At 37.5% G+C, this 27000-nt stretch carries 22 protein-coding genes; 9 read left to right on the top strand and 13 right to left on the bottom strand.

Annotated elements, in window-relative coordinates; all coding sequences use genetic code 11:
- Positions 1 to 14 precede the first annotated feature (14 nt).
- Positions 15 to 320: a YtxH domain-containing protein gene (locus C231_RS0102440; protein ID WP_018659058.1), complete on the top strand. Its 306-nt coding sequence runs from the start codon at positions 15 to 17 to the stop codon at positions 318 to 320.
- A 68-nt stretch (positions 321 to 388) separates the two neighbouring features.
- On the opposite strand, the gene dnaB is transcribed toward C231_RS0102440, so the two are convergent.
- The 13 genes from dnaB to dnaA all read right to left on the bottom strand — a co-directional run bounded on the left by dnaB (position 389) and on the right by dnaA (position 17636).
- Positions 389 to 1774, bottom strand: a complete 1386-nt coding sequence (gene dnaB / locus C231_RS0102445; RefSeq protein WP_018659059.1) for a replicative DNA helicase — start codon at positions 1772 to 1774, stop codon at positions 389 to 391.
- Positions 1775 to 1894: 120 nt separating this feature from the next.
- Positions 1895 to 2347 carry a 50S ribosomal protein L9 gene (gene rplI / locus C231_RS0102450; protein WP_018659060.1) on the bottom strand — a complete coding sequence of 151 codons (453 nt, stop codon included), beginning with the start codon at positions 2345 to 2347 and terminating at the stop codon, positions 1895 to 1897.
- 20 nt (positions 2348 to 2367) lie between these two features.
- Positions 2368 to 4374 (bottom strand): DHH family phosphoesterase, encoded by a 2007-nt coding sequence (locus C231_RS0102455; protein ID WP_018659061.1) that lies wholly within the window; start codon positions 4372 to 4374, stop codon positions 2368 to 2370.
- A gap of 413 nt (positions 4375 to 4787) precedes the next feature.
- Entirely contained in the window at positions 4788 to 5018 is a 231-nt protein-coding gene (gene rpsR, locus C231_RS0102460; RefSeq protein WP_018659062.1) for a 30S ribosomal protein S18, read from the bottom strand.
- A 55-nt stretch (positions 5019 to 5073) separates the two neighbouring features.
- The gene (locus C231_RS0102465; RefSeq protein WP_018659063.1) at positions 5074 to 5625 is read right to left on the bottom strand and encodes a single-stranded DNA-binding protein; all 552 of its coding nucleotides are present in this window, start codon (positions 5623 to 5625) and stop codon (positions 5074 to 5076) included.
- 46 nt (positions 5626 to 5671) lie between these two features.
- On the bottom strand, positions 5672 to 5980 hold the full coding sequence (rpsF, locus tag C231_RS0102470; protein ID WP_018659064.1) for a 30S ribosomal protein S6: 309 nt from the start codon (positions 5978 to 5980) through the stop codon (positions 5672 to 5674).
- 231 nt (positions 5981 to 6211) lie between these two features.
- The gene (locus tag C231_RS07620) at positions 6212 to 8470 is read right to left on the bottom strand and encodes a C69 family dipeptidase (protein WP_245533371.1); all 2259 of its coding nucleotides are present in this window, start codon (positions 8468 to 8470) and stop codon (positions 6212 to 6214) included.
- Between the two features lie 240 nt (positions 8471 to 8710).
- A complete protein-coding gene (gyrA, locus tag C231_RS0102480; protein ID WP_018659066.1) occupies positions 8711 to 11296 on the bottom strand; it encodes a DNA gyrase subunit A in 2586 nt (861 codons plus the stop codon).
- Positions 11297 to 11326: 30 nt separating this feature from the next.
- Entirely contained in the window at positions 11327 to 13231 is a 1905-nt protein-coding gene (gene gyrB / locus C231_RS0102485; protein ID WP_040407997.1) for a DNA topoisomerase (ATP-hydrolyzing) subunit B, read from the bottom strand.
- A gap of 7 nt (positions 13232 to 13238) precedes the next feature.
- Complete coding sequence (gene recF / locus C231_RS0102490; protein ID WP_018659068.1) at positions 13239 to 14414, bottom strand: DNA replication/repair protein RecF; 1176 nt, start codon at positions 14412 to 14414, stop codon at positions 13239 to 13241.
- Between the two features lie 8 nt (positions 14415 to 14422).
- Positions 14423 to 14656 (bottom strand): S4 domain-containing protein YaaA, encoded by a 234-nt coding sequence (gene yaaA / locus C231_RS0102495; RefSeq protein ID WP_018659069.1) that lies wholly within the window; start codon positions 14654 to 14656, stop codon positions 14423 to 14425.
- A 294-nt stretch (positions 14657 to 14950) separates the two neighbouring features.
- A complete protein-coding gene (gene dnaN, locus C231_RS0102500) occupies positions 14951 to 16093 on the bottom strand; it encodes a DNA polymerase III subunit beta (RefSeq protein ID WP_018659070.1) in 1143 nt (380 codons plus the stop codon).
- Positions 16094 to 16322: 229 nt separating this feature from the next.
- Entirely contained in the window at positions 16323 to 17636 is a 1314-nt protein-coding gene (gene dnaA, locus C231_RS0102505) for a chromosomal replication initiator protein DnaA (protein WP_018659071.1), read from the bottom strand.
- A gap of 693 nt (positions 17637 to 18329) precedes the next feature.
- Here dnaA and rpmH point away from each other — a divergent pair.
- From rpmH to mnmG, 8 genes are all read left to right on the top strand, one after another.
- A complete protein-coding gene (gene rpmH, locus C231_RS0102510) occupies positions 18330 to 18470 on the top strand; it encodes a 50S ribosomal protein L34 (RefSeq protein WP_018659072.1) in 141 nt (46 codons plus the stop codon).
- 87 nt (positions 18471 to 18557) lie between these two features.
- Entirely contained in the window at positions 18558 to 18941 is a 384-nt protein-coding gene (gene rnpA, locus C231_RS0102515) for a ribonuclease P protein component (protein WP_026314313.1), read from the top strand.
- A gap of 41 nt (positions 18942 to 18982) precedes the next feature.
- On the top strand, positions 18983 to 19846 hold the full coding sequence (yidC, locus tag C231_RS0102520; RefSeq protein WP_018659074.1) for a membrane protein insertase YidC: 864 nt from the start codon (positions 18983 to 18985) through the stop codon (positions 19844 to 19846).
- A 17-nt stretch (positions 19847 to 19863) separates the two neighbouring features.
- Positions 19864 to 20760 carry an RNA-binding cell elongation regulator Jag/EloR gene (gene jag, locus C231_RS0102525; protein ID WP_018659075.1) on the top strand — a complete coding sequence of 299 codons (897 nt, stop codon included), beginning with the start codon at positions 19864 to 19866 and terminating at the stop codon, positions 20758 to 20760.
- Positions 20761 to 20841: 81 nt separating this feature from the next.
- Positions 20842 to 22113, top strand: a complete 1272-nt coding sequence (locus C231_RS07625; RefSeq protein ID WP_018659076.1) for a hemolysin family protein — start codon at positions 20842 to 20844, stop codon at positions 22111 to 22113.
- Positions 22114 to 23400 (top strand): bifunctional folylpolyglutamate synthase/dihydrofolate synthase, encoded by a 1287-nt coding sequence (locus tag C231_RS07630; protein WP_018659077.1) that lies wholly within the window; start codon positions 22114 to 22116, stop codon positions 23398 to 23400.
- A gap of 176 nt (positions 23401 to 23576) precedes the next feature.
- Positions 23577 to 24965 (top strand): tRNA uridine-5-carboxymethylaminomethyl(34) synthesis GTPase MnmE, encoded by a 1389-nt coding sequence (mnmE, locus tag C231_RS0102540; RefSeq protein WP_018659078.1) that lies wholly within the window; start codon positions 23577 to 23579, stop codon positions 24963 to 24965.
- 95 nt (positions 24966 to 25060) lie between these two features.
- Positions 25061 to 26962 carry a tRNA uridine-5-carboxymethylaminomethyl(34) synthesis enzyme MnmG gene (gene mnmG, locus C231_RS0102545; RefSeq protein ID WP_018659079.1) on the top strand — a complete coding sequence of 634 codons (1902 nt, stop codon included), beginning with the start codon at positions 25061 to 25063 and terminating at the stop codon, positions 26960 to 26962.
- Positions 26963 to 27000 lie beyond the last annotated feature (38 nt).

The following is a 27000-nucleotide window of genomic DNA, read 5'->3' on the forward strand; positions in this document are numbered from 1 at the left end:
TAAAGGAGAATACCATGAAAAAATTATCAGTTGGTCAAGCACTCACACTCGCTACAGTGGCCGGTTTTGCTGCACTACTCTTTGCACCTAAAAAAGGAGAACAGTTGCGCCAACATTTAAAACAAGGTCTCAATGAATTGGCATGGGAAGTTGATGCTTTTGCACGTGATTTTGTAAATGATTTTAAGACTTCTTATATAGAAGCTGATGAGCAAGTCCGCCAGCAACAACAACTAGCACTTGATCGCCAAAAACGTCTTGAACAAACCATTGCCGAGATTGAAGCCGATTTAAAACGAACACCGCGCCATTTTCAATAAATCTACAAATAAAAAATGCAGACATATCTTATGAATATGTCTGCATTTTATTTATGCTCTAATAATGCTCAATGGCGTTCTGGTGGAATATCATTTTTATCATAGCGTGTAATGGAGCTGAATTTGTTGAAATGCTTAATAAATAATAATTCCACTGTGCCACGTTCACCTGAACGGTTTTTCTCAATAATGACCTCAATGGCATCGCTTGTTTCACGCTCTGGAATATTGCCTCCTTCATCTTCTTCTGGACGATAATAATCTTCACGATATAAAAAGGCTACGATATCCGCATCTTGTTCAATTGCTCCAGATTCACGTAAGTCGCTTAAGATTGGACGTTTATCCTGACGATGTTCGACTCCACGTGATAGCTGAGAGAGTGCAATAACAGGGACTTGCAATTCTTTTGACAATTTTTTGAGTTGACGCGATATCTCAGATACTTCTTGTTGACGTGATTCTCGCCCACTTCCTTCGATCAATTGCAAGTAGTCAATGATAATCAGTCCCAATTTTCCTTGTTCTTTCATCAGACGGCGTGCTTTTGCTCTAATTTCTGACATACGAATGCCAGGGGTATCATCAATAAAGATATTAGCTTTTGAGAGGCTCGCCATAGCAATGATTAATTTCTCATATTCTTCTTGCAATAGTTGACCATTGCGCATTCTTCCTGCATCAATCAAGCCTTCTGCACATAGCATTCGATTCACTAGTTGAATGGCTCCCATCTCCAAACTGAAGATTGCAACCGTTTCGTCTGTGCGAGTGCCAACATTTTGCGCAATATTTAGTGCAAAAGCTGTTTTCCCAACACCTGGTCGAGCAGCGACAATAATTAATTCATCCGGATGCAAGCCTGAGGTCATCTGGTCTAATGCTTTATAACCTGTTGAAAGTCCTGTAATGGTAGAGTTGTGCTGATAAAGTTCATCAATTTGTTGTAATGATTCATGTAAGACCTCTTCAATCTTCACAAAACCATTACGTTTTTTATGCGAAGAAACTTCCATAATCTTACGTTCTGCATCATCTAGCAATTCTTGAACGTCTGCACTTTCATCATAACTTTGTGAAATAATCTCAGTTGATGCCTGAATTAATCGGCGCAAAATAGCCCGTTGCTCTACTATTTTTGCATAATGTTCCACATGAGCTGCAGTAGGCGCCATATCGGCAAGTTCAGCTAGATAGCTCGGTCCGCCCACTTGTTCAAGCTGGCCTCTTTCTTCCAAATAAGACACCAATGTAATCAAATCAATGGCTTCATTTTGCTCATTTAATGTAATCATTGCTTCAAAAATTAAGCGATGTGCCTGACGATAAAAATCACCGGGATAGACATATTCTTGCGCTTGCACCAAAGCTTCCGCCGAAAGTAAGACGGAGCCTAAAAGGGCCTGCTCTGCTTGAATATTTTGCGGTGGTATACGCTCTGCATTAAATTCCATATTATTCTCCCTCGCTTTGACTTCATCGTCTATCATACCATAATTACATGACATAAAAGCCCCTCAAAACCGTCACATTCACTAGCATTTGACGTATTGGCTAAAGGGGCTTGTCTTTGTTTATTTTTCGACACCTAATACACGAACCGTAACTTTTGCTTCCACATCTTTGTGCAATTTAATGCGTACTGTCTGTGTTCCAACTGCACGCATTGGCATAGCTTGTTCGATTTTACGTTTATCGACTTTAATGCCGCGTTGTTTTTTTATTTCGTCAGCAATTTTCATTGTAGTGACTGATCCAAATAAGCGACCATCTTCTGCCGCTTTTTCTTTGATTTCAATTGGTTCTTCTTCTAAGCGCTGTTTATTTTTTTCGGCCAATTCTTTTGCTTCTTTTTCTGCAATTGCTTGTGCACGCTGTTTTGCTTTTAATTCACCACGTGCTGCATTGGTGGCTTGTTGTGCCATTCCTTTTTTGATTAGAAAATTTTGTGCATACCCTGTCGAAACGTCAACAATATCACCTTTTTTGCCTGTTCCTTTAATATCTTGTAATAAAATAACTTCCATAATGGCTCCTTCTTTCTGTCTTATTTTTCAGTCAGTATTTGAATGAGCGTTGTTTTTACTTCTGTAATGGATGTATCTTCCAGTTGTGCGCCCGCATTTGTTAGATGACCGCCGCCGCCCATTTTTTCCATCACACGTTGTACATTCAATTCACCTAGGCTACGCGCACTAATTCCTATTTTATCACCTTTTAATGGGACAATCACAAATGCCGCTTCGATACCTTCCATCGTTAAAATCGTATCTGCTGTCTGTGCTGCCATGACTTGTGTATATATTTGATCTAATTTACCACAAGCGATAACGACTCCTTGAGTCACTTCTTCCATTTTTTCAATAATTTCATTTCGTTTGAAATAATCTTCTGGCGATTCTTTTAGCAATCGTTGGATAAGTGCTGGATTTGCACCCATTGATTGAAGATAGCTGGCAGCATTATACGTGCGCGATCCTGTTCTTAAGCTAAAACTATTCGTATCCACGATAATTCCGCCAAGCATTGCCGTTGCCTCAATTCGATTAATACCGCTCACACCCACAACTGGCACATGTTCAAAAAATTCCGTCACCAATTCGGATGCACTAGAAGCATAAGGCTCAATATAAGCAAAGATCGGCTCCACTTCAGACTCTTGTCCCAGACGATGATGGTCGATGACAACGAAACGATTATTCTTCTTAAAGAGTTGAGGGGCAATCGATAGCGAAATCATATGATGATCGACTAATACGATAAGATCTTTTGCAGTAATTGCTTTTTCTGCTTCTTTTGCTGAAATAAAATATGCTAAAGTTTCAGGATATTTTTCAATTTCTTTCATCAATTTGCGAATATCAAGTCCAATATGATCATAATCAATGACGACTTTACACTCTTGGCCAATCATCTTGGCAATACGAGCCACACCTAGTGCCGAACCGATGGCATCCATATCAGGGTAGCGATGTCCCATAACATAAGTTGTCTCTGATTGTTTCATTTCTTGTTGAAGGGATTCACTGATCATACGCGCCCGAACACGTGTTCGTCTTTCCATAGGGTTCGTATTACCACCGTAAAAGGTTGGTTTTCCACCCACTTCACGAATAACTGCTTGATCGCCACCACGACTTAACGCTAGATCGACGTTGCGTTGGGCAATCTCATCCAATTCAATAAAATTCGTATTTCCAAAGGCAATTCCAATACTGATCGTCAATGGCGCATTGCGCTTCGTTGTATGTTTGCGAATATTTTCGATAACGCTGAATTTTTCTTCTTGAAGTTTTTTTAGTTCACCATATTGGAGCAATAGAAGGTAACGATCATCTGCCAGTCGCTTATAATAGACTTGATGTTCATGTGCCCAATTTGAAAGATAAGTTGTCACAATATTATCGAATTCTGAAATATCGCGGTCATCTAGGCCTTTAACAATCTCGTCATAGTTATCAAGATTCAACCAGCCAAATACAGGACGCGACATCTGATAATCTTCTTCAATTTTTAAATATTTTGAAACTTCCATAAGATAAATGGTTTGAACATCATTATGAATACTGACATCATATTGTTTCCCATTCCACTCTATAATAAAAGACTCAATCGACTCTTCCCCTTCTGAGTGCATTTGCTTTTGTAGCTGCTCACCAATTGTAGGATGAATTTCTTTCATTTCTTTCCCTAGAACAGAAACTGATAATTGCGACTGTAAATAAGGATTGATCCACTGAATTTCGCCAAAATTGTTATACATCAAAATTCCAATCGGCATTTGGATAATGGCTTCTTGTTCGCCACGTTTTATGCGATATGATAGATCTAATATATAATCATTCAATCGTTTTAAATAAGTAGTAATAAAGCGATGGGACGTCACAACAATCGCTAATATTAAGACCACAAGAAATAAGCCTGCCCATTTATTAGCAAAAATGCCAGTAGCAATTAATACCAATAGTAATACACCAATAATGGCCAGGTAGCTTTTTATCTCATTATCTTCTAACAGTCGCGGTCTGCCCGCTTGGTTTTCGAATAACTTCATAATAGCTCCTCTTTAGATGATGATTTGTCTTTCTTATTTTAACATGGATAGCTTACAGTTACTAGGTTCAACAAGTGTTTCCATTTTTTATTTACAATATTTCACGTGAAACAATCTTTTAAAAATAAAAAGGACGATTGTTGTTATTTTTTAAATGTTTCACGTGGAACAATAACGCTTTCATTTAAATTGCATAATTTCAAATGAATTTTATCATATTTTATATTTTTTTGAAGCGTAATCTATCAATAGATATTAATTATTAAAAAGATTATTGTGGTCATTACTAAAAGAACCTGCTCTTTATAAAATATATAAATGTAATCATTATATCGCAGTCATTAATAAAAAAGCTAAGGAGTGAATATCTCCTTAGCTTTTAGCTTGTCTTTTATTGTTTTTTAAATGATTGTTTAGTCTTCTGCTACAAATGGTAACAGACCCATAATACGAGCACGTTTAATAGCTCGAGTTAATTTACGTTGGTTTTTTGCACCTGTTCCAGTCACGCGACGTGGTAAGATTTTACCGCGTTCTGAAATGAAACGTCTTAATAGATCAACATCTTTATAATCGATGTGTTCAATATGGTTAGCTGCAAAAAAGTCAACTTTACGTCTTCTGCGTCCTCCGCGAAAAGCCATGATGTTTCCTCCTTTGATACGAGAATCTTAAATTCTTATTATTTTTCCATTTTGCTTAAAATGGTAAATCATCATCTGAAATATCTGTGATATCGTCATTTTTTTCAAATGGATTATTTGGAAAACTTGTTGCACCAGAAAAAGGACTGTTATTTACATTGTTCTGTCCATTTTGTGCATGATTAAAGTTGTTGCCGCCGAAATTATTGCCACTTGCTGGATTTGCATATTGATTATTGCTATATCCACCACTTTGGCCTGCATCTTGACGTCTTTGGTCAGTGACTGATTTCGGTTCCAATATTTGAAAATTATCAACTACTACATCTGTCGTATAAACTGTACGACCTTCGTTATTTTGATAACTACCCGTTTGAATACGACCAGTAATTCCTACAAGAGAGCCTTTTACTGTTAATTTAGAAATAGTTTCTGCAAGTCCTCGCCAGGCTACACAGTTAATGAAGTCTGTGCTTCTTTCTCCTTGTGCATTAGTATAGTTACGCTCAACTGCTAAGGAAAAACGTACTAAAGATACACCATTTCCTGTCTGTGAGAATTCAGGATCACGTGTTAAGCGTCCAATTAATGTCACATTATTTATCATTATTGTGGCTCCTTTCTTAATGTTTCACGTGAAACATTTGATAGAATTAGTTATTTAAATGGTCCAAACGAACAACCATATGACGTAAGATATCATCATTGATTAATGCTAGGCGTTCAAATTCGTTGATTGGCTCTGCTTGTGTTGTCGTGAATGTTACTAAATGATAGTCTCCTTCACGATAACCACCGATTTCATAAGCTAATCGACGTTTTGTTGCCCAGTCAGAAGAATCAACAATTTCAGCTCCGTTATCTTTTAGAATCGTATCAAATTGTTCAACTAAAGCTTTTTTGCCTTCTTCACCAAGATCCGGACGAATAATATATAAAATTTCGTATTTTACTGCTTCCATCTTCGACTGCACCTCCTTTTGGTCTAGTGGCCCAATCTCATCATGAGTTTGAGCAAGGAGAGTAATAGATTCATATTACTCACTTCATAAGAATAGCATAATCCATTGTTTAAAAGCAAATTACTTTATATCTTTTTTAGAGCAAAATAGCATAACAAAAGGCAATGTCAGAGATATTACTGACACTGCCTTTTTACAGTTGTTTATGACAACTAGTTTTTAACGTTTATCTTAATTTCTGCGTTTGCGTTCTTCAAATAATGCACCAAGTCCTGCAAGAATCATACCAGAAGCAGCAAGTGGGCTTAGCATATCCATTCCTGATTTAGGAAGTTTTTTGCTATCGCCTTTGCTTTGTTCTTTACCTTGTTCTGGTTTTGGTTCTGGTTTTGGCTCTGGTTCTGGAGCTGGCTCTGGTTTTGGTTCTGGAGCTGGGGTTGGTTCTTCAACAACTTTTGTACCAACTTTAACAATTTGTTTGACTGCTTCAGTTGTTACACCATCATAGACAACTTCTTCTTTATAGTCTTTGTTATTCAATTTGTAATAACGTGTAGCAACGACATGCATTCCAGGTTTACCTTCTTGAACGATTTCTGTCTTACCTTTTTCAAGAGTGTCATCTTCAATTGTTTCTACTTCGAAATCAATGACCGTATATTCTGGAATCGTTTGCGTTGTGATTAATCCTGTTCCAACTACGATAATTTGTGGAACAGAAGGTTCATGTTTAACAGTTTCTAATACTGTTTCTTGGTCGCCATTTTTGTCAACAACGCGTTCCATAGAACCATCGACACCTTGTTGTTTAATCTTATCGCGTCCAATTGGAGCATCTGGATTAACTTCATATTTGATACCATGTTTCAAGACGGATTTAATACGTACTTTTTTACCTTCAATTTGTTCTGCGGGGTCAGGAACTTCTTCTGTTTCTTCTGTGATAAATTCTTTTTCTTTGACTTCATTGAAGACAGGTGGTACTTCGCCATCTTCAAATTTTTTGTAAGGTTTGCCTGCTTCTTTGATTTTAGCTTCCATTTCAGCTTCGACAGCTTTCATTTTCTTGAACAGTTTTTCAGTTCTTTCTAAAGCGTCTTTTGTTACTTCAAAAGAAGCATGATCTGGTGCTAATTGTGCTTCTAGATAATAAGCATTTTGTTTTGCTAATTCTTCAGCAGCTTCAGCTTCATATTCTTTCCACATTTCTTGAATTGTGTTACCAAATAGATCTGGGAAGGAGCTTGCCATATTGTCGATGTTATCAGCAACCCAATAGAATGAGTTAGGATCATAGTTCACATTCATGACTTGGAATGATTTATGTGTTTCTTTCATATTGCCATAGAATGGAATGTAGGCATTATTACGGCTAGCGTCCATTGCTACCCATAAGACACCGCCGAATTCTGCTGGGATATCTTTACGCATTTCATAGATATGTGCTTCCATGACATTTTTATTTCCAAGTGAATATTTATATTCTTCACCTGGTTTAAGTGAAATTTTTCCTTTTAGATCATCTGGAACGAATTTTTTGTCTAGATTTTCGAAGCGGTCTCTTTGAAGAGCCATTGCATCTTTTACTGTATATTTTTTGTTTGGATCGGTTGGTGATTGTAGTAATTCATAGAGATCATCTTCATATGTTACTTTACTTGTTGGATCTAAGTTTTTAATTCCAGCATAAGTACGTGAACGGTTGCGGTCATCAATTGGTGGTGCATAGGAAGCAGCAACGTGGAATTTGCCATCACGTTCAACATAGCTTCCGGCAGTTTTTGCAGTTTTCACTAAGTCTTTTGAAATAATAATGTCTTCCTCTTTAAAGTCATCAATTGCGCCAAGATAGAAAGTGTTAGGGAATACTGCAAATTTGTTATCTGGGAATTTAATTGCAGCATATTGGTGACCAGATAAGATTTCCATGTACCATGTTTCATTCTTATCTGCAATCACTACGATATTTCCTTCTTTTGCACCGACTTCATCAATCGTTTTGGCAATGAATTCGATACCTTCGCGAGCAGTTTTAACACGTGGTAAGACTAAGTTTGTCATTACTGCTTCTGTTAAACCAGTTGAAACATATGGATCAACTAATTTAATTTTATCATTATATTTAGCTGACACGGTCGCAGTAATTGCTACGCCAAATTCGTTAAAGCCATGTTCACCATAGAATCCGTAAAGTGAGTTACGGTCGCCATCATAAAATGTATAATAGGCATATTCTTCTTTTGCATGTTTGTATGTTTGATTGGCTTCGCGGTCATGTAGGACTTCTCCATCTTCATATGTCTGAGCAGGAATGATAACAAAGTTCTTATTATGATGCTCTTCCAAATCTTCTGTACGTCCAAAAATTGTGTAGCCATCTTTCGTTAGATCTTTTCCAATAATGAAACCTGTACAAGCTTCTACTAAACTGTAAGGAAGTGCAATCAAAAATGCGACTGCTACTATCATCAGTTTAAAAACTTTTTTCATCTGTTTCACAATATTTACCTCCTATTTTTATACTTACTACAATAAAACCTTTCGACCCTCCTTTTAGAGTTCTATTTCGCATTAATAGTAACATTACATAAAACCGTTTTCAACGATTAATATAGCAGAGATTGAATTTTTTATATACATTTAATATTAAGCCTTTTTTTCTCATACTTTTTTAATTTTTATAATAATATATAAAAAATTGCGACACATTATTGTGTCGCAATTTTTGATTTATTCATCCATTTGATCTGTAGATGTACCAGATTCCGCTCGTTTTAAAAGCTCTTCTAAGCCATCTTCTTTATTTATTTCTGATGATGTGTCATTTTCTAGTCGTTCCAGTGGATGACGTTTCGTTAGACTTTCTGCTTCTAACTGCTTTTCTTCAGCAGTTACAATTGAGAAAGTAGAGACACAATCTTCTTCATTCAAACGCATTAGACGTACTCCTTGTGTATTGCGGCCTGTTGTTGACACATCGCTGGCACGGAAACGAATTAAGATGCCACTATCTGTAATAACCATAATGTCTTCGTCTCCTTTAATGGTCGCTAGTCCCATCAAATGGCCATTACGTTCAGTAATATTTAGTGTGATAACACCGACACCCCCGCGATTGCGTAATTCATAATCTTCAACAGGGGTCAATTTACCATATCCTTTTTCTGTAATAACAAAAACTTTATGGCCTTCTGGACGAATGTCAGCACCGATGACAAAATCATCTGGACGCAATTTAATGCCGCGAACACCAGCCGTATTTCGACCCATACTACGAACTACTTCTTCTTTGAATGAGGCCGCTTGTCCATTATGTGTTCCGATGATAATATTTTGGTGGCCATCTGTCAGTAAGACTTTGACTAGCTCATCATCGTCATCTAATTTAATGGCAATGATGCCGCTGCTGCGAATATTTTGGAAATGTTCAACACCCGTTCGTTTAACGACACCTAGGCGTGTTACAAAAAAGAATTCTTCATGCTGTGCTGGTTTTTCTTCTAAATTGATAATGGTTTGAATTTTTTCTTCATTTTTTATATTTAAGAAATTGATTGCTGGGATACCTTTTGCTGTTCGACCATATTCAGGGATTTCATATCCTTTGGCTTTATATACTTTTCCTGCATTCGTGAAAAATAATAATGTATCATGCGTTGAACATGTAATCATCGTTTCAACAAAATCATCGGCATTGGTTCCCATACCGCGGACACCGCGTCCACCGCGATTTTGAGCACGAAATTCACTAATTGCCATGCGTTTCATATAGCCATTGTTCGATAAGGTGATGGCGATTTCTTCTTCTTCAATCAAATCTTCATCTTCAATGCTTAAAGCTTCACCCACTAATAATTCTGTCTTACGATCATCACCATGTTTGTCAGCAACTTCTTGCAATTCTTCTTCAATAATCTCATCGACACGTTTTGGATTTGCTAAGATATCTGTTAAATCTTGAATGAGTTGGACAAGTTCTTGATATTCTGCTTCAATTTTTTCTCGTTCTAACCCTGTTAAGCGAATCATACGCATATCTAAAATAGCTTGTGCTTGGCGATCTGATAAATTAAAGCCATCCATCAATCTTTCTTTGGCAATGGCACCTGTTTTTGAACTGCGCAAAATTGCAATAATTGCATCAATTGCATCAAGTGCAATGCGCAATCCTTCCAAAATATGGGCACGATCTTGCGCTTTATTCTTGTCAAAAATCGTACGGCGACGAATCACTTCGCGCTGATGGTCTAAATAACAGGATAAAATTTCTTTTAAGCTCAACGTTTTAGGGACACCGCCGACAATGGCTAACATATTAAAGCCAAAACTTGTCTGGAGTGCAGTCATTTTATATAAATTATTTAAAATAACACTGGCACTACAATCGCGGCGTACATTAATAACAATTCGCATACCTTCGCGATCTGATTCATCAGTCAGTCCAGTAATGCCATCAATTTGTTTATCGCGCGCTAAGTCTGCAATGCGTTCAACAAGTCGTGCTTTATTGACCATATAAGGCAATTCATCGACAATAATACGTTCACGCCCGCTCTTATTTGTTTCAATTCGAACTTTTGCACGAATTTTTATAGAGCCGCGTCCTGTTTCATATGCTTTACGAATACCTGCTTTACCTAAAACAAGTCCTCCTGTTGGAAAATCAGGGCCTGGCAAGACTTCCATTAATTCCGCAGTCGTTGCTTCTGGATAATTCAATAAAAGTCGACAAGCATTGATTGTTTCGCGCAAATTATGCGTTGGAATATTAGTTGCCATACCAACCGCAATCCCACTGGCTCCATTAACGAGCAGATTAGGAAATTTGGCAGGTAAAACGGTCGGTTCTCTTTCGGTGCTGTCATAGTTGTCAATATAATCAATCGTATCTTTTTTTATGTCGCGCAACATTTCAAGCGAAATTTTGCTCATTTTTGCTTCAGTATAACGCATTGCTGCGGCAGAATCGCCATCGACCGAACCAAAGTTACCATGACCATCAACTAAAGGATAGCGGTAACTAAAGTCTTGCGCCATACGAACCATTGCATCATAAATGGCAGAGTCGCCATGAGGATGATATTTCCCCATCACATCTCCTACGATACGGGCGGATTTTTTGTAGCCTTTGTCAGGAGTGATCCCTAATTCATGCATCCCATATAAAATGCGGCGATGAACGGGTTTTAAGCCATCACGTACATCAGGCAATGCACGAGAAACGATAACGCTCATAGCATATTCTAAAAATGAGTTTTTCATTTCATGGGCGACGCTTATTTTCTCAACTCCACGTTTTCTTTCAATATCACTCATTTACATTGTTCCTTTCTGATCGTTTCTTCTTTATAAATCAATGTCTTGAACGTAGTGGGCATTTTCTTCAATAAAATCACGCCGCGGACTAACATTTTCTCCCATTAACATATTCATCACGCGGTCTGCTTCTTGGGCATCATCGATTGAAATTTGTGTAAGGCGGCGCGTTTGTGGATTCATTGTCGTCTCCCATAATTGATCGGCATTCATCTCACCTAACCCTTTATAGCGTTGAATGGCGGGTTTCGTGTTGGCAGGCAAGCTAGCAAGATGTCTTTCTAATTCTTCATCAGAATCCAAATAAATGGAGCTTTTGCCTTGACGCACTTCATAAAGTGGTGGCATTGCTGCATAGACATAACCTGCTTCAAGTGCTGGTTTCATATAGCGGAATAATAGAGTGAGCAACAATGTACGAATATGTGCTCCATCAACATCCGCATCTGTCATAATAATTAATTTATGATAGCGTGCTTTACTCACATCAAATTCTTCACCAAAACCTGTCCCCATTGCAGTAAATAGTGCACGAATTTCTTCATTAGCTAAGATACGGTCAATGGAAGCTTTTTCTACATTTAAGATTTTCCCGCGAATAGGTAATATTGCTTGGAAAAGGCGTGAGCGTCCTTGTTTTGCACTACCTCCTGCCGAATCCCCTTCGACAATGAAAAGTTCATTTTTTTCAGGATCATTGGATGAACAATCAGCTAATTTTCCAGGCAAGTTGCTAATTTCAAGACCGGATTTTTTGCGTGTGACTTCGCGTGCTCTTTTTGCTGCAATTCGGGCTTTAGCCGCTAAGAATGCTTTGTCAATTATTTTCTTACCGACACTTGGATTTTCCATCAAAAAACGCTCGAAATGTTCAGAAAAAATGCGGTCCACAATCGTTCGCACTTCGGAGTTTCCGAGTTTTGTTTTAGTCTGTCCTTCAAATTGCGGATCTGGATGCTTGATACTAATAATTGCAGTCAAGCCTTCTCGAACATCTTCTCCTAAGAAATTTTCATCTTGCTCTTTTAAATAATCATTGCGGCGTGCATAGTCATTGATCGCACGTGTTAGTCCTGCTTTAAATCCAGAATCATGCGTGCCCCCTTCATGCGTATGAATATAATTAGCAAAACTGACTAAATTCATATGATAACCATCAGTATGTTGCAAGGCAAGCTCGACTTCAATATCATCTTGTTCACCCATTAAATAAATGGGTTCATCATATAAAACAGTTTTATTCTCATTCAAATAACTTACATAACTTTTAATACCACCACTATATTGAAAGATTTTCGTTATAGGTTCTTCTGGTCTAAAGTCAGTAATTGAGATTTTTAAATTTTTATTCAAATAAGCTAATTCTTGGATGCGTGTTGCTAATTTTTGATAGTCAAAATCAATCCCTTCATGAAAAATCGCTTCATCTGGACGGAATAAGACTTCTGTTCCCGTATGATCCGTCTTGCCAACGACTTCTAAATCTTTTTGAACGACACCCCGTTCATAACGTTGATGATAGATTTTGCCATTGCGATGAATTCTAATCTCTAAAAAACTGGAAAGTGCATTGACGACTGCTGCACCTACACCATGCAGTCCACCGGACACTTTATAACTATCACCGCTGAATTTACCACCTGCATGCAATACTGTAAAAACAGTTTCAACAGCTGGGCGTTTTGTTTTTTGTTGAATATCAACAGGAATTCCGCGTCCATTATCTGTTACGCGTACTATATTATCTGGATGAATTTCTACGGTTACTTCATCGGCAAAACCAGCCATTACTTCATCAATCCCATTGTCAACAATCTCCCAAACAAGATGATGAACGCCTTCTAGACTGGTCGTTCCAATATACATTCCGGGACGTTTGCGAACAGCCTCTAGCCCTTCTAAGACTTCAATATTGCTCGCATCATAATGACTCATCGCTGCTTTATCGTTTTTCACGGATCTGCCCCTTTTCTAAATAATTTTCTGATAAGATCTGTCCATTTTCAATTTCAAATAATTTAGGCGACTGTAAAAGCTTTGTGTGCACGCCCTCAATACTAGTTGTTGTCAAAAAAGTTTGCACTTTCTTTTGAATACTATAGAGCAAATGGGTCTGGCGCTGATCATCTAATTCACTTAATACATCATCAAGTAATAAGATAGGATATTCCCCTGTTTGTTCTTTCATTAATTCGATTTCAGCCAACTTTACACTCAAACTTGTCGTCCGCTGCTGCCCTTGTGAACCGAAATTTTGCACATTTTGGCCATTAACAAAAAAAGATAAATCATCACGATGCGGACCAATGGTTGTCGTACCTTGTTCAATTTCTTTTGCTTGAATTTTTCGATAAGCATTTAAGAATGCTTCATTTAAGGCCATTGTGATTGTGTTTTCTTCTTCATTTTCTAGTAATGCTTCGCTACTTGGTAGGCTGGACTGATAATTAATTGCTAATGTTTCTTTTTGACGCGAAATATCGGCCAAAATCGGTTGCGCCCATTTTTCTAACTGATGCGTGAATACCAAACGGCGCGCAAGCACTTCTGCTCCCTCGGCCGCTAATTGTTCCGTTAAAATGTCCAAATATAAAGTATCATGTGCTTTTTTTTGACGTAACTGCTTTAAATATTCATTGCGCAACTTCAAAATTTGCTGATATTGGCTCACATGATATAAATAAATTTTGTCCATTTGACCTAATTCACGATCAATGAAATTACGCCGAATTGCTGGTGAGCCTTTAACTAATTCTAAGTCCTCTGGCGCGAACATAATAACATTCATCGTGCCAATATAGTCGCTTAATTTTTTGCGTTCTAGATGATTGCTTTTCGCTTGCTTGCCACGATCAGATAGCATAATCTCAAGTGCTACTTTTTGACCACGCAAAAAAAGATCGCCACTAATATAGGCATTTTTTTTATTGAATAAAATCAATTCATTATCTTTATTCGTGCGATGACTGCGCGCAAGTGCTAGAAAATAAATACTTTCCAATAAGTTCGTCTTGCCATGTGCATTATTGCCAATAAAAATATTGACATGCTTTGAAAATTGAAGGGAGGCGTGGGTATAATTGCGGAAATTTTTAAGGTGTAATTGCTCCAAATACATGAAAATTCCTAATCCGATACATGATCTTGAACAATCACAAATGTGCCAACATTTGATACAACGATCTCATCGCCAGGATATAATTTTTTACCGCGACGACGTTCTTCTTCACCATTTAAAAGTACTGGCATCATCTGCAAATAAGCTTTGGCCATGCCACCACTTGAAATAATGTCCGTCATTTTCAAAAATTGCCCCAATGTAATATATTCACGATTAATGGTAAGTTGCTCTTTTTCCATCCCCATACCCCTTCACTTAAAATATATTCCCATTATACTAAAAAAATGAGCAAAACTCAAAGGGCGACTTCGTTAATCGGCTCATATTCCCCCTAATTTTAATTTTTGGTAATTTATTCAATTTAATTCTTTTTGACAAAAAATCGTTTAAATGGAATTTTTAACGCTCAAAATAAAAAATGCCCTTTACCTGAATAAGACTTCCAAACAAATATTGGCAAGTCGATTCAGTGTCTTAGGACATTTTTTTATGACATCATTAAGAATTAAAATGATGAAAAATAGCTTCTATATTTAACGTGTACGAATTGGAGTAATCAATTGAACAAAATCTACACGATTAGCAGCTGCAGCTGGCAATACAATAAATGGACGCAAACTTGAAATGAATTCAATGGTGACATCATTTCCTACAAAAGTTTGCAAAGCTTGTTTTAAATAATCAGGATTAAATGAAATCTCAATAGGATCACCTGTCATAGAAATATAAGGAATATCTTCCACAACTGATCCTACTTCAGAGGATTGACCCGTTAAACGAAGGATGCCTTCAGCCACATTTAAGGTCACAATATTATTTTTGCCTGCATGACTTAAGAGGCTTGCACGTTCAACAGCTCCACGAAGTGCTGCAATATTTAATGTAATTTGTGTATTAGTTTCTGTTGGAATTAATTGATCAGTCTTTGGATAATTTCCTTCAAGCAGTCGCGAGTAGAGATAAGTATCTTCTGTCATAAATAAAATTTGATTTTCAACGACAATAACAGACACTTCTTCTAATTCATCATCTAAAATTTTGACTAATTCATTTAAACTTGTGCCAGGAATAACAACAGAATATTCCACATGGTCTATTTCAGCAACACTTACTTGACGTTGGCTCAGACGATGGCTATCTGTCGAAACAGCTTTTAATTTTCCGCCGCCGATATCGAATTTTACCCCTGTTAAGATTGGGCGCGTTTCATGGGGCGATACAGAATGAACGGTTTGCTGAATGACCTGTTTTAATAGTTGAACTGGCAATTTAAATGCTAAATGTTCATCCATATCAGGTAAATAAGGATAATTATCGGCATCAATGCCATGAATTTTGAATGAACTTGTGGCCGATTTAATAATTGCTTGAAAGCTATCTTGTGTTGCAAAGGAGAAAGTTTCATCCGGTAATTTATTTACAATATCAGCAAAAAAGCGCGCCGGTTGCAAAACAAGTGATCCTGTTTCTTCAATGACTAATTGGGCAGCATCGTCCGTAGTCTCTAAAAAAGCTTCAATGGAAATATCGGCATTGCTTCCTGTCAATTTAATTCCTTCTTGTGATACTTCAATTTTGACTCCAGTTAAAATAGGAATCGTAGTCTTACTTGAAATAGCAAGTTGAACAGTTCTTAATTTGTCTAAAAATACAAGACGATTAACAGAAAATTTCATCATATTCCTTCTTTCTAGTCCATATTTTTGAGTGTAACACTTCTTCTGCATTTGAGATGTGCTATTACTCTTATATTATATAATAATTAATAGTAATAGTAGTAGGGGTTGTGTATATTGTGGAAAACTCCTACAAATAAATGATAGCTTCTCTTTTTATATGTGGATAAGTGTGGGATAACTTTTAGGATAACTTTGAACTTATCCACATGTCTTTTTTTACCATTTTTTATAGACGATCTTTAATTTCTTGAATGGCTTGTTTAATTTGTCGATCAGTTTTTTCTAATTCTGAAATTTTATCATGTGCATGAAGGACAGTTGTATGATCTTTTCCACCAAATGCAGCTCCAATTTTTGGCAAGGAAAGATCGGTGATCTCTCTTGCAAGATACATGGACACTTGACGAGGGATGACGATCCGCTGTACGCGACTTTTTCCTTTAATCTCGTCCATGCTCACTTGATAATATTTTGCGGTTGTTTCTTGAATTTTATCAATCGTTACTTTGCGGTCGCTGGAGCGAATTAAGCTTTTGAGTGCATCAGCGGCAAGGCTGGTCGTAATCTCGCTGCCTTGCATAGTGGCATAAGCTTGTACACGCACAAGGGCTCCTTCCAATTCACGAATATTTGATTGGAATTGTCCTGCAATATAACTGAGTGTATCATCGGGAATATCGAGCAAGTTAGCGTCTGCTTTCTTGCGCAAGATAGCAATTCGTGTTTCTAAATCTGGCGGTGTAATATCTACAGAAAGCCCCCATTCAAAGCGTGACACCAAACGTTCTTCTAATTTTGGAATTTCATTAGGCAACCGGTCGCTCGTTAATACAATTTGTTTTTTGTGATCAAAGAGCGTATTGAAGGTATGAAAGAATTCTTCCTGTGTGCCTTCTTTATCTGCAAAAAATTGAATATCATCCACTAATAATAAATCAACATTGCGATATTCTTGACGAAATTGTTCGCTCGTACGATTTTGAATGGAATTAATAAAATCATTGGCAAATTTTTCACTTGTAACATATTTAATTTTGGCTTGCGGATTAATTTGCAAATGTTGATGCCCAATAGCATGCATTAAATGTGTTTTTCCAAGGCCAACCCCGCCATAGAAAAAAAGCGGATTGTAGACTTCGCCGGGCTCTTCTGAAACAACAAGTGCGGCAGCATGTGCCATCTGGTTGCCTTTGCCAATCACAAAACGATCAAATGTATAATTTTCCACAAGTTGCGGTTTTTCTGAAGGGGGCAAAGTCTGAGCAGAAGGTGTGGGAGCAAGTTGTTTTTTTAATTCATCTTCAGTCACTAGTTGTGGTGTAAGTTCTTTTTGAGTAAATTCATATAAATATTCCACTACTTTTGTGATTAAATTGCGCTCCCAATAATCTTTTTGAAGTGTGCTTGGCACTTTGATTCGTACATGCTGCTCATTAGCTTCTAATAAATCAGCGCTGCCAATCCATGTATCATAGCTCACTTTTGATAAGGTATTTTTAAATTTTTGTGTTAAAAAATTCCAAATCTCTTGTTCATTCATTCCAGTCCCTCACTTTCTTTCAATACAAAGGAATTTTACCATATCGAATAAAAGTTTTCCACAGAAGGAGCAACATGTGCACAGCACTATCAAAAAGTTGTGAAACAATAAATACACATCTTGTTAATTTTGTGGATAACTCTTGTGAAAAAGTAAGATTTTTTATAAAATGTGGGAAAAAGCAGACAATTATAATGCAATAATAGCAACACTTTTAGAAAGTTTTGCACATTTTTTATGGATAAGTGGATAAGTTCTCCCACTACTGTGAATAAGTGCTATTTTGTGGAAAAAAGATGTGTATAAATAAAAAAAAAAAAAGAGTTATCCCTCGATATGTGGATAACTCTTGGATAATGACCGCCATATATGGTAGCTAAAAAAAATCAAAAAAACCTCTCCTTTTTTTCTGTGAAACAGTCATCAAAATAGTAATCAACCATTTGGATGACAACGATGTTGCCTTATATTTTTAGAATATTTTGAATGCAATCAAAAAAAGATAAACTAATTTTTTTCATCATGTAGGAGAATGCTTGAAAGCATCTTAAAATATTTCAAGTGAATTTTAGAGCAGGAGTTGACAATGTGTCGCTTTTTTTCTATAATATTGTAGCTTGTCTATGTTGTTTGATAGTAGGTCACACATTTTTTAAATAAAAGAATAGTTTAAGATTACCAGGAGGTGCAGAGATGTCTGAAGGATTAACTTATAACCCTAAAAAACGTAAAAGAAAAACAGTCCATGGATTCCGTAAACGTATGAGCACGAAAGACGGCCGAAACGTTTTGAAAAATCGTCGTCGTAAAGGAAGAAAACGTTTAACGCATTAATGAACTATGAAAGGTGACAGACGCTCATGCGCTGTTACTTTTTTTTTGAAGATTTAAGGACGTCATCATATGACGGAGGGTGAAAAAATGAAAAAAGAATATCGTGTGAAAAGTGATCGCGATTTTCAGCGCGTCTTCCAAGAGGGGGCATCAGTTGCTAATCGCCAATTCGTAATTCATTTTGTTCGCCGAAAAGACTGCGATCATTATCGCGTCGGACTATCGGTTAGTAAACGCTTAGGAAATGCGGTCATGCGCAATCGGATCAAAAGAAGAATGCGCCACATTATGCGTCATTTGGATCAATGTTATCAGCTAGCACCAATGTATGATATGGTGATTATCGCACGCCAGTCAGTTTCTCATATGACCTTTGAGCAGATGACTTCTAGTTTGACACATGTCCTAATGTTGGGCGAATTATTCCTACATCCGCCTATAAAAAAAGAGTCTACAAATTCAGAAATTTAAGTTATAATAAGACGGTAGTCTACAATAAAGGAGAGAGAACGTTGCAAGAATTTATAAAAAAATATAAAAAACCGCTTCAAATGCTTGCACTTATTTTATTTGTATTTGTTCTAGCATCATGTGCAAAAAATCCGCAACCACAAGCGCCTATTACGGCAGATAGCACTGGATTTTGGGATAGAATGATTATTTATAATTTGTCACAATTTCTTATTAAACTCTCAGAAATCTGCGGACATGATTATGGTTTAGGAATTATTGCTTTTACATTGATTACACAAACTTTATTAATTCCTTTCACCATTTATCAACAAAAAAATGCAGACAAGAGTATGGCATTGCAGCCTAAAATAAAAGAATTACAACACACCTATTCAGCGCAAGATGCAGCTACTAAAGAAAAGTTACAGTCTGAAATCAAACGCGTTCAAGATGAAGCGGGCGTCAGTATGTCGTCGCAATTTTTGCCATTATTTATTCAAATGCCAATCTTTATTGCGCTCTATCAAGCAGTTGTTCGTACACCAGAATTGGCAACAGGAGACTTTTTATGGTTGCAACTAGGACAGCCTGATCCTTATATGATTATTCCAATTATTGCAGCCTTAAGCTTGCTCTTGAATGCTTATTTGATGCAAATTGGTCGCGAAAATCCAGGCGGCAGCTTTATGATTTATTTCATGCCAGTCCTTATTTTCTTTATTACATTCCGCTTATCAAGTTCATTATCTCTTTATTTTGCGACACGTAATATTTATACTGTGGTTACAACTTTAGTTTTTGATAATCCATTCAAAAAAATAGAAAAACGCCAAGCAAAAGAAGAAGCAGAAAAAGAAGAAGCACGCCGCCGTCGTCAAGCTATTCGCAAAGCGAAAAAGACAGGCCGCAGCGTGAAAAAATAATCATGGAGGTTTCCGAATTGATTGATAAATATGTTGCACAAGCTCCTACACAAGAAGCAGCCATTCAAAAAGGGCTCGAAGCGGTAGGCATTACGAAAGAAGAAGCAAAAATTACAGTTCAAGATCCAGGAAAAAAAGGTTTTTTAGGAATTGGACAACGTGATGCAATTGTTGTGGTGGAACGTCTCGAGAAGAAAGACTTAGTGTCTGATCTTTTGGAACCTATTAAACCACTAGATGTTGCCCCTTCAAAACCTCAAGTAACTGCAAAAAAAGAAAATGAAACAAAAAAAGCAGCTGAAAATCTAACACCTGCACCAGAAAAAGATAAGGTACAAGCTACAGAACATGCGCAAACAGCTAAAAAAGATGAGGTGCAAAGTGCCAAATCAGCTACAGATAATCTACATAATGAAGAATATGAAGAAACAATGATTCCAGCTGAACAAGATCAAGCTGCAATTGAGGCAATTGCTGATTATTTAGAAATGATTGTCCGCGCAATGAAGATTGATGATGTTGAAGTATTTGTCAGTCGCGTTGACAACTTTGTAACTTATGATATTGAAACGGAAAGCGCGGGGCTTGTCATTGGTCGCCATGGGAAAGTATTGAATGGTCTACAAATTCTTGCCCAAAATCATATGCACCAACTAGCACATAGCAAACTTTTTGTAAAAGTTGATGCAGAAAAATATCGTGAACGTCGCAAAAGTACGGTTGAAAGATTAGCTGATCGTACAGCAGAAAAAGTTGTCCAAACAGGTCAACGCGTATCACTCAACCCGATGCCAGCACATGAACGTAAACAAATTCATCGCTATTTAAATCATTATACGGGAGTTCAAACGTACTCAGAAGGCAAAGAGCCTTACCGTTATCTCGTCGTTGAGCCATTAGACGATGAAGAATAATTAACGAAAAGGGCAACGCGCTCGTTCAAGACGAATGAATGAAGCGTTGCCTATTTTGGCTATTTAAGGAGGATATCACCCTTGAAAGACAATATTGCACTGAATGCTTTCTTGATTTTAATTTTTATATTAATGTCTGCTTTTTTCTCAGCAAGCGAAAGTGCTTTTACTTCTATTAATTTAATACGCTTAAAATCTCAAGCAGATAAAGGCGACCAAAAAGCGGTTTTGATATTAAAATTGCGCGAACAGTTTGACTGGTTATTGTCGGGTATTTTAATTGGTAATAATATCGTCAATATTGGCGCGTCCGCAGTGGCAACGACTTTATTTTTACAATTATCGCCAGAATATGGCGGAGTCATCTCTACTATTGCCATGACTATTTTAATTTTAATTTTTAGTGAAATTACGCCGAAAACGATTGCGACTGAACATTCAGAAGGTGTAGCACGAACTTTTGCGCCATTTTTACGATTAATCTTACTTATTTTGTCGCCATTTATTTGGGTGCTTTCAAAGTTGACGAATTTAATTGTATCTTTGTTCAAAAAAGAACAAGAAGATATTGTCAGTGATGAAGAACTTTTCTCATTAGTTGACCGTGCAGAGCAGACAGGTAATTTGAGCGATTATGAACGGCGTCTTATTCGTTCAGCCATTGCTTTTGACGATATGGAAGTGTCTGGTGTCTTGACGCCGCGAATGGACATTGAAGGATTCAGTATTCATGATGATTTAGAGAAAATAAAAGAAGTTGTCTATTCAAATAATCATTCTCGCCTCATTGTCTATGATGAAACAATTGATGATGTATTAGGATTTATTCATGAAAAAACATTCAGCCGTTATATGCTTAATTTGTTGGAAGAAAAGGTCAGCTTGCAAGATTTGATTATGGAAGTCATTTATGCACCGCCAACAACACGCATTAGTAAGCTGCTTACATTGATGCAAGGGACGCATTTGCATATGGCGGTGATCAAAGATGAGTATGGGGGAACAGTTGGAATTGTGACAATGGAAGATGTGCTTGAAGCACTTGTGGGCGAGATCTGGGATGAGGGCGATGTACGCCATGATGACGTTGTCCAAATCAAAGAAAATATTTATGAAGTTGTAGCGGATATGAATTTGAAGAAATTTATGAAACAATTCGGCATTGTGCCAGATCGTACGTTTGAATCGACACGCGTGAGTGGCTTCTTTATTGAACTTCTTGACCGCATTCCTGAAAAAGGCGATCAAATCACTTATGGTCCTGTCAGCTTAACTGTGAATAAAATGGTGGAAGATCGTGTTTTAAGTTTTTTGGTATCACCCATTAATAAACATAAGAAAAGAGAAGACTAAATGAGCAAAAAAAAATGGCTAGAGATGGTACAAAAAAGTCGCGGGACACATGGCAGAAAAGATCTGTCAATGATGAAGAAGTTAATGGATGCATTGGACCATCCTGAAAGAAAAGCGCGCTATATTCATGTTGCAGGCACTAATGGCAAAGGGTCAACAAGCGCTTTTTTAACTTCAATTTTGACAGAAGCAGGATATTCTGTCGGCTTATTTACTTCGCCGCACTTAGAAAGTATTTGCGAACGCATTCGCTTGAATGGTGAGTTGATTGATGAAGCAGAATTTGAGCATTTGATGGAAAAAGTCGGAATGGTTGCTCTTAAAATTGAAGCAGAAGTTAATCGACGTTACTCGGCATTTGAGCTTATTACAGCGGCTGCCTTTTTATATTTTGCAAAAAAAGCCCCTGATGTCGTGCTACTTGAAGTTGGTGTTGGCGGACGCTTAGATGGAACAAATGTTATTCCTGCTGAAAATGTCTATGCAACGGTTGTAACATCAATTGGGCTAGATCATATGGGCGTGTTAGGAGATACTGAAGAAGCGATTGCCTTTGAAAAGGCAGGAATTTTTAAAGCGGGAGTTCCAGCATTTATTGGGGACTTCAAGCCAAGCATTTATGCTGTCTTTGCTGAACGTGCCGCAGCACTTAATATTCCGCTTTATAAAGTAGATTCTTCTAAAAAAGTACTTGCGCCAAAAATTACGCCATATTTCACCCAGAAATTTACTTATGCACAAGTCCCTTATGAAATTCAGCTACTTGGCATCCATCAAACAGAAAATGCTGCACTAGCAATTATTGTGGCGGATTATCTTGCACATCATGGATTTCACTTGGAATTATCAACAATTCAAAAAGGACTGCGCCAAGCATTTTGGGCAGGACGCATGGAAAAAATACTTGATCACCCCTTATTCTTTATTGATGGGGCACACAATGAAATTGCTGTGAGACGATTAGTTGAAACATTAAAAGAACAATTTGAAATAGATCATTTTTCTTTTGTTATTGGTATGATGAAAGATAAAGCGTACGAAAAAATGATTGATTTAGTTTGGGAGATGGCGGACCGCTTTATTGTTGTTAGTCCAGATGAAGTTCGTGGATTTGATGCAAAAGCAGTAGCGCAACAATTGGCACATCGTGGAAAAGAAGCTATCTATGCCCAAGATGCACAGGAAGTTCGCCAAATGATTGAACAAGATATTAATAAAGATGCTATTTGGATTCAATTTGGCTCACTTTATTTGGTAGGCGCCTTAAAAAAGGCTTTTAAAAAATAAGCCTAGACTTTAGGCATTTTAGGGTTGCCTTTTTTGCCAAACATGATAAAATAAGCTTGCATAAAAATAAATAAATCAGAGAAGTGGTGAAAGCACTCCTCTACTTTTTGCACCAGTTGTGTGTGAGAGTAGATGTAGTGTTTTTTTTATGAATTGATGTAGGAAGGAGAGAGACAATGACCAATCAATATGTGGATGATACCATTGCTGCTATTTCGACCCCTCCAGGAGAAGGGGGCATTAGTATCGTTCGTCTAAGCGGTGGCGATGCGCTTGCGATTGCGGACAAATTGTATCATATGGGACGAAAATCATTAAAAAATCAGGATTCTCATACCATTCATTATGGTTATATTATGGACGGTGATGAGCGTGTCGATGAAGTGATGGTCTCCATTATGAAAGCTCCAAGAACATATACAGTGGAAGATGTTGTAGAAATTAATACACATGGAGGAATGGTTGCAACGCAGCGTGTGTTGGAATTGTGCTTGAAAGCGGGGGCACGATTAGCAGAACCTGGTGAATTCACTAAGCGCGCTTTTTTGAATGGACGGATTGACTTATCGCAAGCAGAAGCGGTAATGGATGTTATTCAAGCTAAAACGGATCGTGCCATGAAAGTTGCAATGAAGCAACTACAAGGGAATCTAGCAGAACAAATACGAATTTTGCGTCAACAGATCTTAGCGACCTTGGCTCAAGTGGAAGTTAACATTGACTATCCTGAATATGATGACATTGAAGAGATGACGACAGCACTAATCGAAAAAGAAGCACGAAATGTTCAAGCAAAAATCAATGACATGCTTCAAGGGGCACGCGAAGGAAAAATATTGCGCGATGGCTTAAAAGCAGCAATTGTAGGCCGACCTAATGTTGGAAAAAGCAGTCTGCTCAATACATTATTAAAAGAAGAAAAAGCGATCGTTACGAATATTGAAGGGACAACACGTGATGTGATTGAAGAATTCATTAATATTAAAGGAGTGCCTTTGCATCTTATTGATACAGCAGGTATCCGCGATACAGAAGATATTGTAGAAAAAATTGGTGTCGAGCGCAGTCGTGAAGTTATTGAAGAAGCAGATCTTATTTTATTGGTAATTGATCAAAGTAGCCCGCTAACAGCTGAAGATATTGCACTATTAGAACAAACTGAAAAGATGGAGCGTCTGGTGCTTTTGAATAAGCAGGATCTTGCGCCACAGTTGGATCTTGACACGCTTATGTCATATGTTGAACCAGCAGAAGTGATTGAATTGTCCTTAATGAAAAAGTCAGGAGTAGACCGCTTAGAAGAGAAAATTGCTGCTTTATTTTTCAGTGGAAAAACAGCGCTTCATGGGGCACAGCTAGTGTCTAACATTCGCCATATTGCATTGCTTGAAAAAGCAAACCAAGCACTTGATGATGTCTTGTTGGGAATAGAGCAAGGCATGCCAGTAGATCTTGTTCAAATCGATTTTACGAGTGCTTGGGAATTGTTGGGAAATATTACAGGGGAGACGGTTCAAGATGAGTTGCTCGATCAACTCTTTAGTCGTTTTTGCCTTGGGAAATAGCATATAATACAACTCAAATGACCCCAAAAGGTGCAAATAGTGCATTAAAACAATTCATAAAATATAAATCTAACCTAAAAGGAAGTAGGAAAGCCATGCAAGACAAAGTAAAAATTTATCCATCAGAACCTTATGACGTGATTGTCGTAGGAGCAGGTCATGCAGGAGTAGAAGCGGCACTTGCGGCAGCGCGAATGGGACAAAAAACGATGCTTATGACCATTCATTTAGATAAAGTGGCTTTTATGCCATGTAACCCCGCCATTGGAGGTCCCGCTAAAGGTATCGTGGTGCGTGAAGTAGATGCCTTAGGTGGCGAAATGGGACGCAATACCGACAAAACCTATGTGCAAATGCGCATGCTCAATACTGCAAAAGGACCAGCAGTGCGTGCTTTACGTGCACAATCTGACAAAAATTATTATTCAAGAAATATGAAAAAAGTGCTAGAAGAGACAGAAAATCTGACACTTCGTCAAGGGCTTGTCAATGAATTAATTGTTGAAGATGGTGTGATTAAAGGAATTATTACAAGTACAGGGGCACGTCATCAAGCAAAAGCAGTCGTCTTAACGACTGGCACGTCAAGTCGAGGTGAGATTGTAATTGGCGAACTAAAATATTCCAGTGGTCCAGATAATACATTGCCTTCTGTTCGCTTATCAGAGAATTTATTGGAATTAGGATTTGAATTGGATCGCTTCCAAACGAGTACACCACCACGCATTCATGACCGTTCAATTCATTATGAAGCTATTGAAGAGCAACCTGGACATAAAGAGCCGAATCATTTCAGCTTTGAGACACCAGATAAAGCATATCGTCAAGATCAATTATCATGCTGGTTAACTTATACAAATGAGCAGACGCATCAAATTATTCAAGATAATTTAGATCGTACTTATACTTATTCTGGAGAATTCGCAGTGGGTCCAAGATATTGTCCAACGATTGAAGACAAGATTGTCCGTTTTCATGATAAACCGCGCCATCTACTCTTTTTAGAACCAGAAGGCGATAATTCCCACGAAATCTATGTTCAAGGTATGTCTACCGCAATGCCTGAAGAAGTGCAACTGGACATTTTGCGCTCTATTAAAGGACTTGAAGATGTGGAATTGATGCGGACGGGTTATGCGATTGAATATGATATTATTTTGCCGCACCAATTGCGCCCTTCTCTTGAAACTAAATTAGTGCATGGTTTATTTAGTGCAGGTCAAATTAATGGAACGAGTGGCTATGAAGAAGCAGCAGGACAAGGTATTATTGCAGGAATTAATGCTGCACGCTACACACAAGGAAAAGAACCATATGTTATGAAACGTAATGAAGGCTACATTGGTGTGATGATTGATGACCTTGTAACGAAAGGAACGGTTGAACCTTACCGTCTACTTACAAGCCGGGCTGAATATCGTCTGCTTTTACGTCATGACAATGCAGATTTCCGCTTAACAGAAAAAGGTCATGAATTAGGACTTGTTTCTGATGAACGTTATGAACGCTTTTTGCTAAAAAAACAACGAATTGAAGCGGAACTTGAGCGACTGACACAGTTACGTTTGCGTCCGAAAGATGTCGCTGCTTTGTTGGAAGAAAAAGGAGAAAAACCATTAAAAGATGGTATCTTAGCTTATGATTTCTTACGTAGACCTAATATTCAATATGCTGAAATTGCACAACTTTTCCCAGCAGAAGTAGCACTTGATCGCCATGAACAAGAACAAATTGATATTCGTATTAAGTATGAAGGCTATATCGAAAAATCTTTGCAAAAAGTGGAACAGATGAAACGCATGGAAGATAAAACTATTCCATCTTTTATCGATTATCACCAAATCAATAGTCTAAAAGCCGAAGCAGTCGAGCGCCTTGAAAAAATCCGGCCTGAAACGATTGCCCAAGCGAGCCGAATCAGCGGCGTAACTCCGGCTGATATTGCAATATTGTCGGTCTATATTGAACAAGGAAAATTCAACATGCATGCCAAATAATCCTTCATAAAATAAACAAGAAAAAAGGCAAAACATAA

It is taken from the genome of Allofustis seminis DSM 15817 (genome assembly GCF_000374325.1).
Taxonomy (GTDB): Bacteria; Bacillota; Bacilli; order Lactobacillales; family Carnobacteriaceae_A; genus Allofustis; species Allofustis seminis.

Excerpts from the sequence above, each read along its gene's own strand:
- C231_RS0102440 (WP_018659058.1), top strand. The coding sequence starts at position 15 with ATGAAAAAATTATCAGTTGGTCAAGCACTCACACTCGCTACAGTGGCC.
- dnaB (WP_018659059.1), bottom strand. The coding sequence starts at position 1,774 with ATGGAATTTAATGCAGAGCGTATACCACCGCAAAATATTCAAGCAGAG.
- rplI (WP_018659060.1), bottom strand. The coding sequence starts at position 2,347 with ATGGAAGTTATTTTATTACAAGATATTAAAGGAACAGGCAAAAAAGGT.
- C231_RS0102455 (WP_018659061.1), bottom strand. The coding sequence starts at position 4,374 with ATGAAGTTATTCGAAAACCAAGCGGGCAGACCGCGACTGTTAGAAGAT.
- rpsR (WP_018659062.1), bottom strand. The coding sequence starts at position 5,018 with ATGGCTTTTCGCGGAGGACGCAGAAGACGTAAAGTTGACTTTTTTGCA.
- C231_RS0102465 (WP_018659063.1), bottom strand. The coding sequence starts at position 5,625 with ATGATAAATAATGTGACATTAATTGGACGCTTAACACGTGATCCTGAA.
- rpsF (WP_018659064.1), bottom strand. The coding sequence starts at position 5,980 with ATGGAAGCAGTAAAATACGAAATTTTATATATTATTCGTCCGGATCTT.
- C231_RS07620 (WP_245533371.1), bottom strand. The coding sequence starts at position 8,470 with ATGAAAAAAGTTTTTAAACTGATGATAGTAGCAGTCGCATTTTTGATT.
- gyrA (WP_018659066.1), bottom strand. The coding sequence starts at position 11,296 with ATGAGTGATATTGAAAGAAAACGTGGAGTTGAGAAAATAAGCGTCGCC.
- gyrB (WP_040407997.1), bottom strand. The coding sequence starts at position 13,231 with ATGAGTCATTATGATGCGAGCAATATTGAAGTCTTAGAAGGGCTAGAG.
- recF (WP_018659068.1), bottom strand. The coding sequence starts at position 14,414 with ATGTATTTGGAGCAATTACACCTTAAAAATTTCCGCAATTATACCCAC.
- yaaA (WP_018659069.1), bottom strand. The coding sequence starts at position 14,656 with ATGGAAAAAGAGCAACTTACCATTAATCGTGAATATATTACATTGGGG.
- dnaN (WP_018659070.1), bottom strand. The coding sequence starts at position 16,093 with ATGAAATTTTCTGTTAATCGTCTTGTATTTTTAGACAAATTAAGAACT.
- dnaA (WP_018659071.1), bottom strand. The coding sequence starts at position 17,636 with ATGAATGAACAAGAGATTTGGAATTTTTTAACACAAAAATTTAAAAAT.
- rpmH (WP_018659072.1), top strand. The coding sequence starts at position 18,330 with ATGTCTGAAGGATTAACTTATAACCCTAAAAAACGTAAAAGAAAAACA.
- rnpA (WP_026314313.1), top strand. The coding sequence starts at position 18,558 with ATGAAAAAAGAATATCGTGTGAAAAGTGATCGCGATTTTCAGCGCGTC.
- C231_RS07630 (WP_018659077.1), top strand. The coding sequence starts at position 22,114 with ATGAGCAAAAAAAAATGGCTAGAGATGGTACAAAAAAGTCGCGGGACA.
- mnmE (WP_018659078.1), top strand. The coding sequence starts at position 23,577 with ATGACCAATCAATATGTGGATGATACCATTGCTGCTATTTCGACCCCT.
- mnmG (WP_018659079.1), top strand. The coding sequence starts at position 25,061 with ATGCAAGACAAAGTAAAAATTTATCCATCAGAACCTTATGACGTGATT.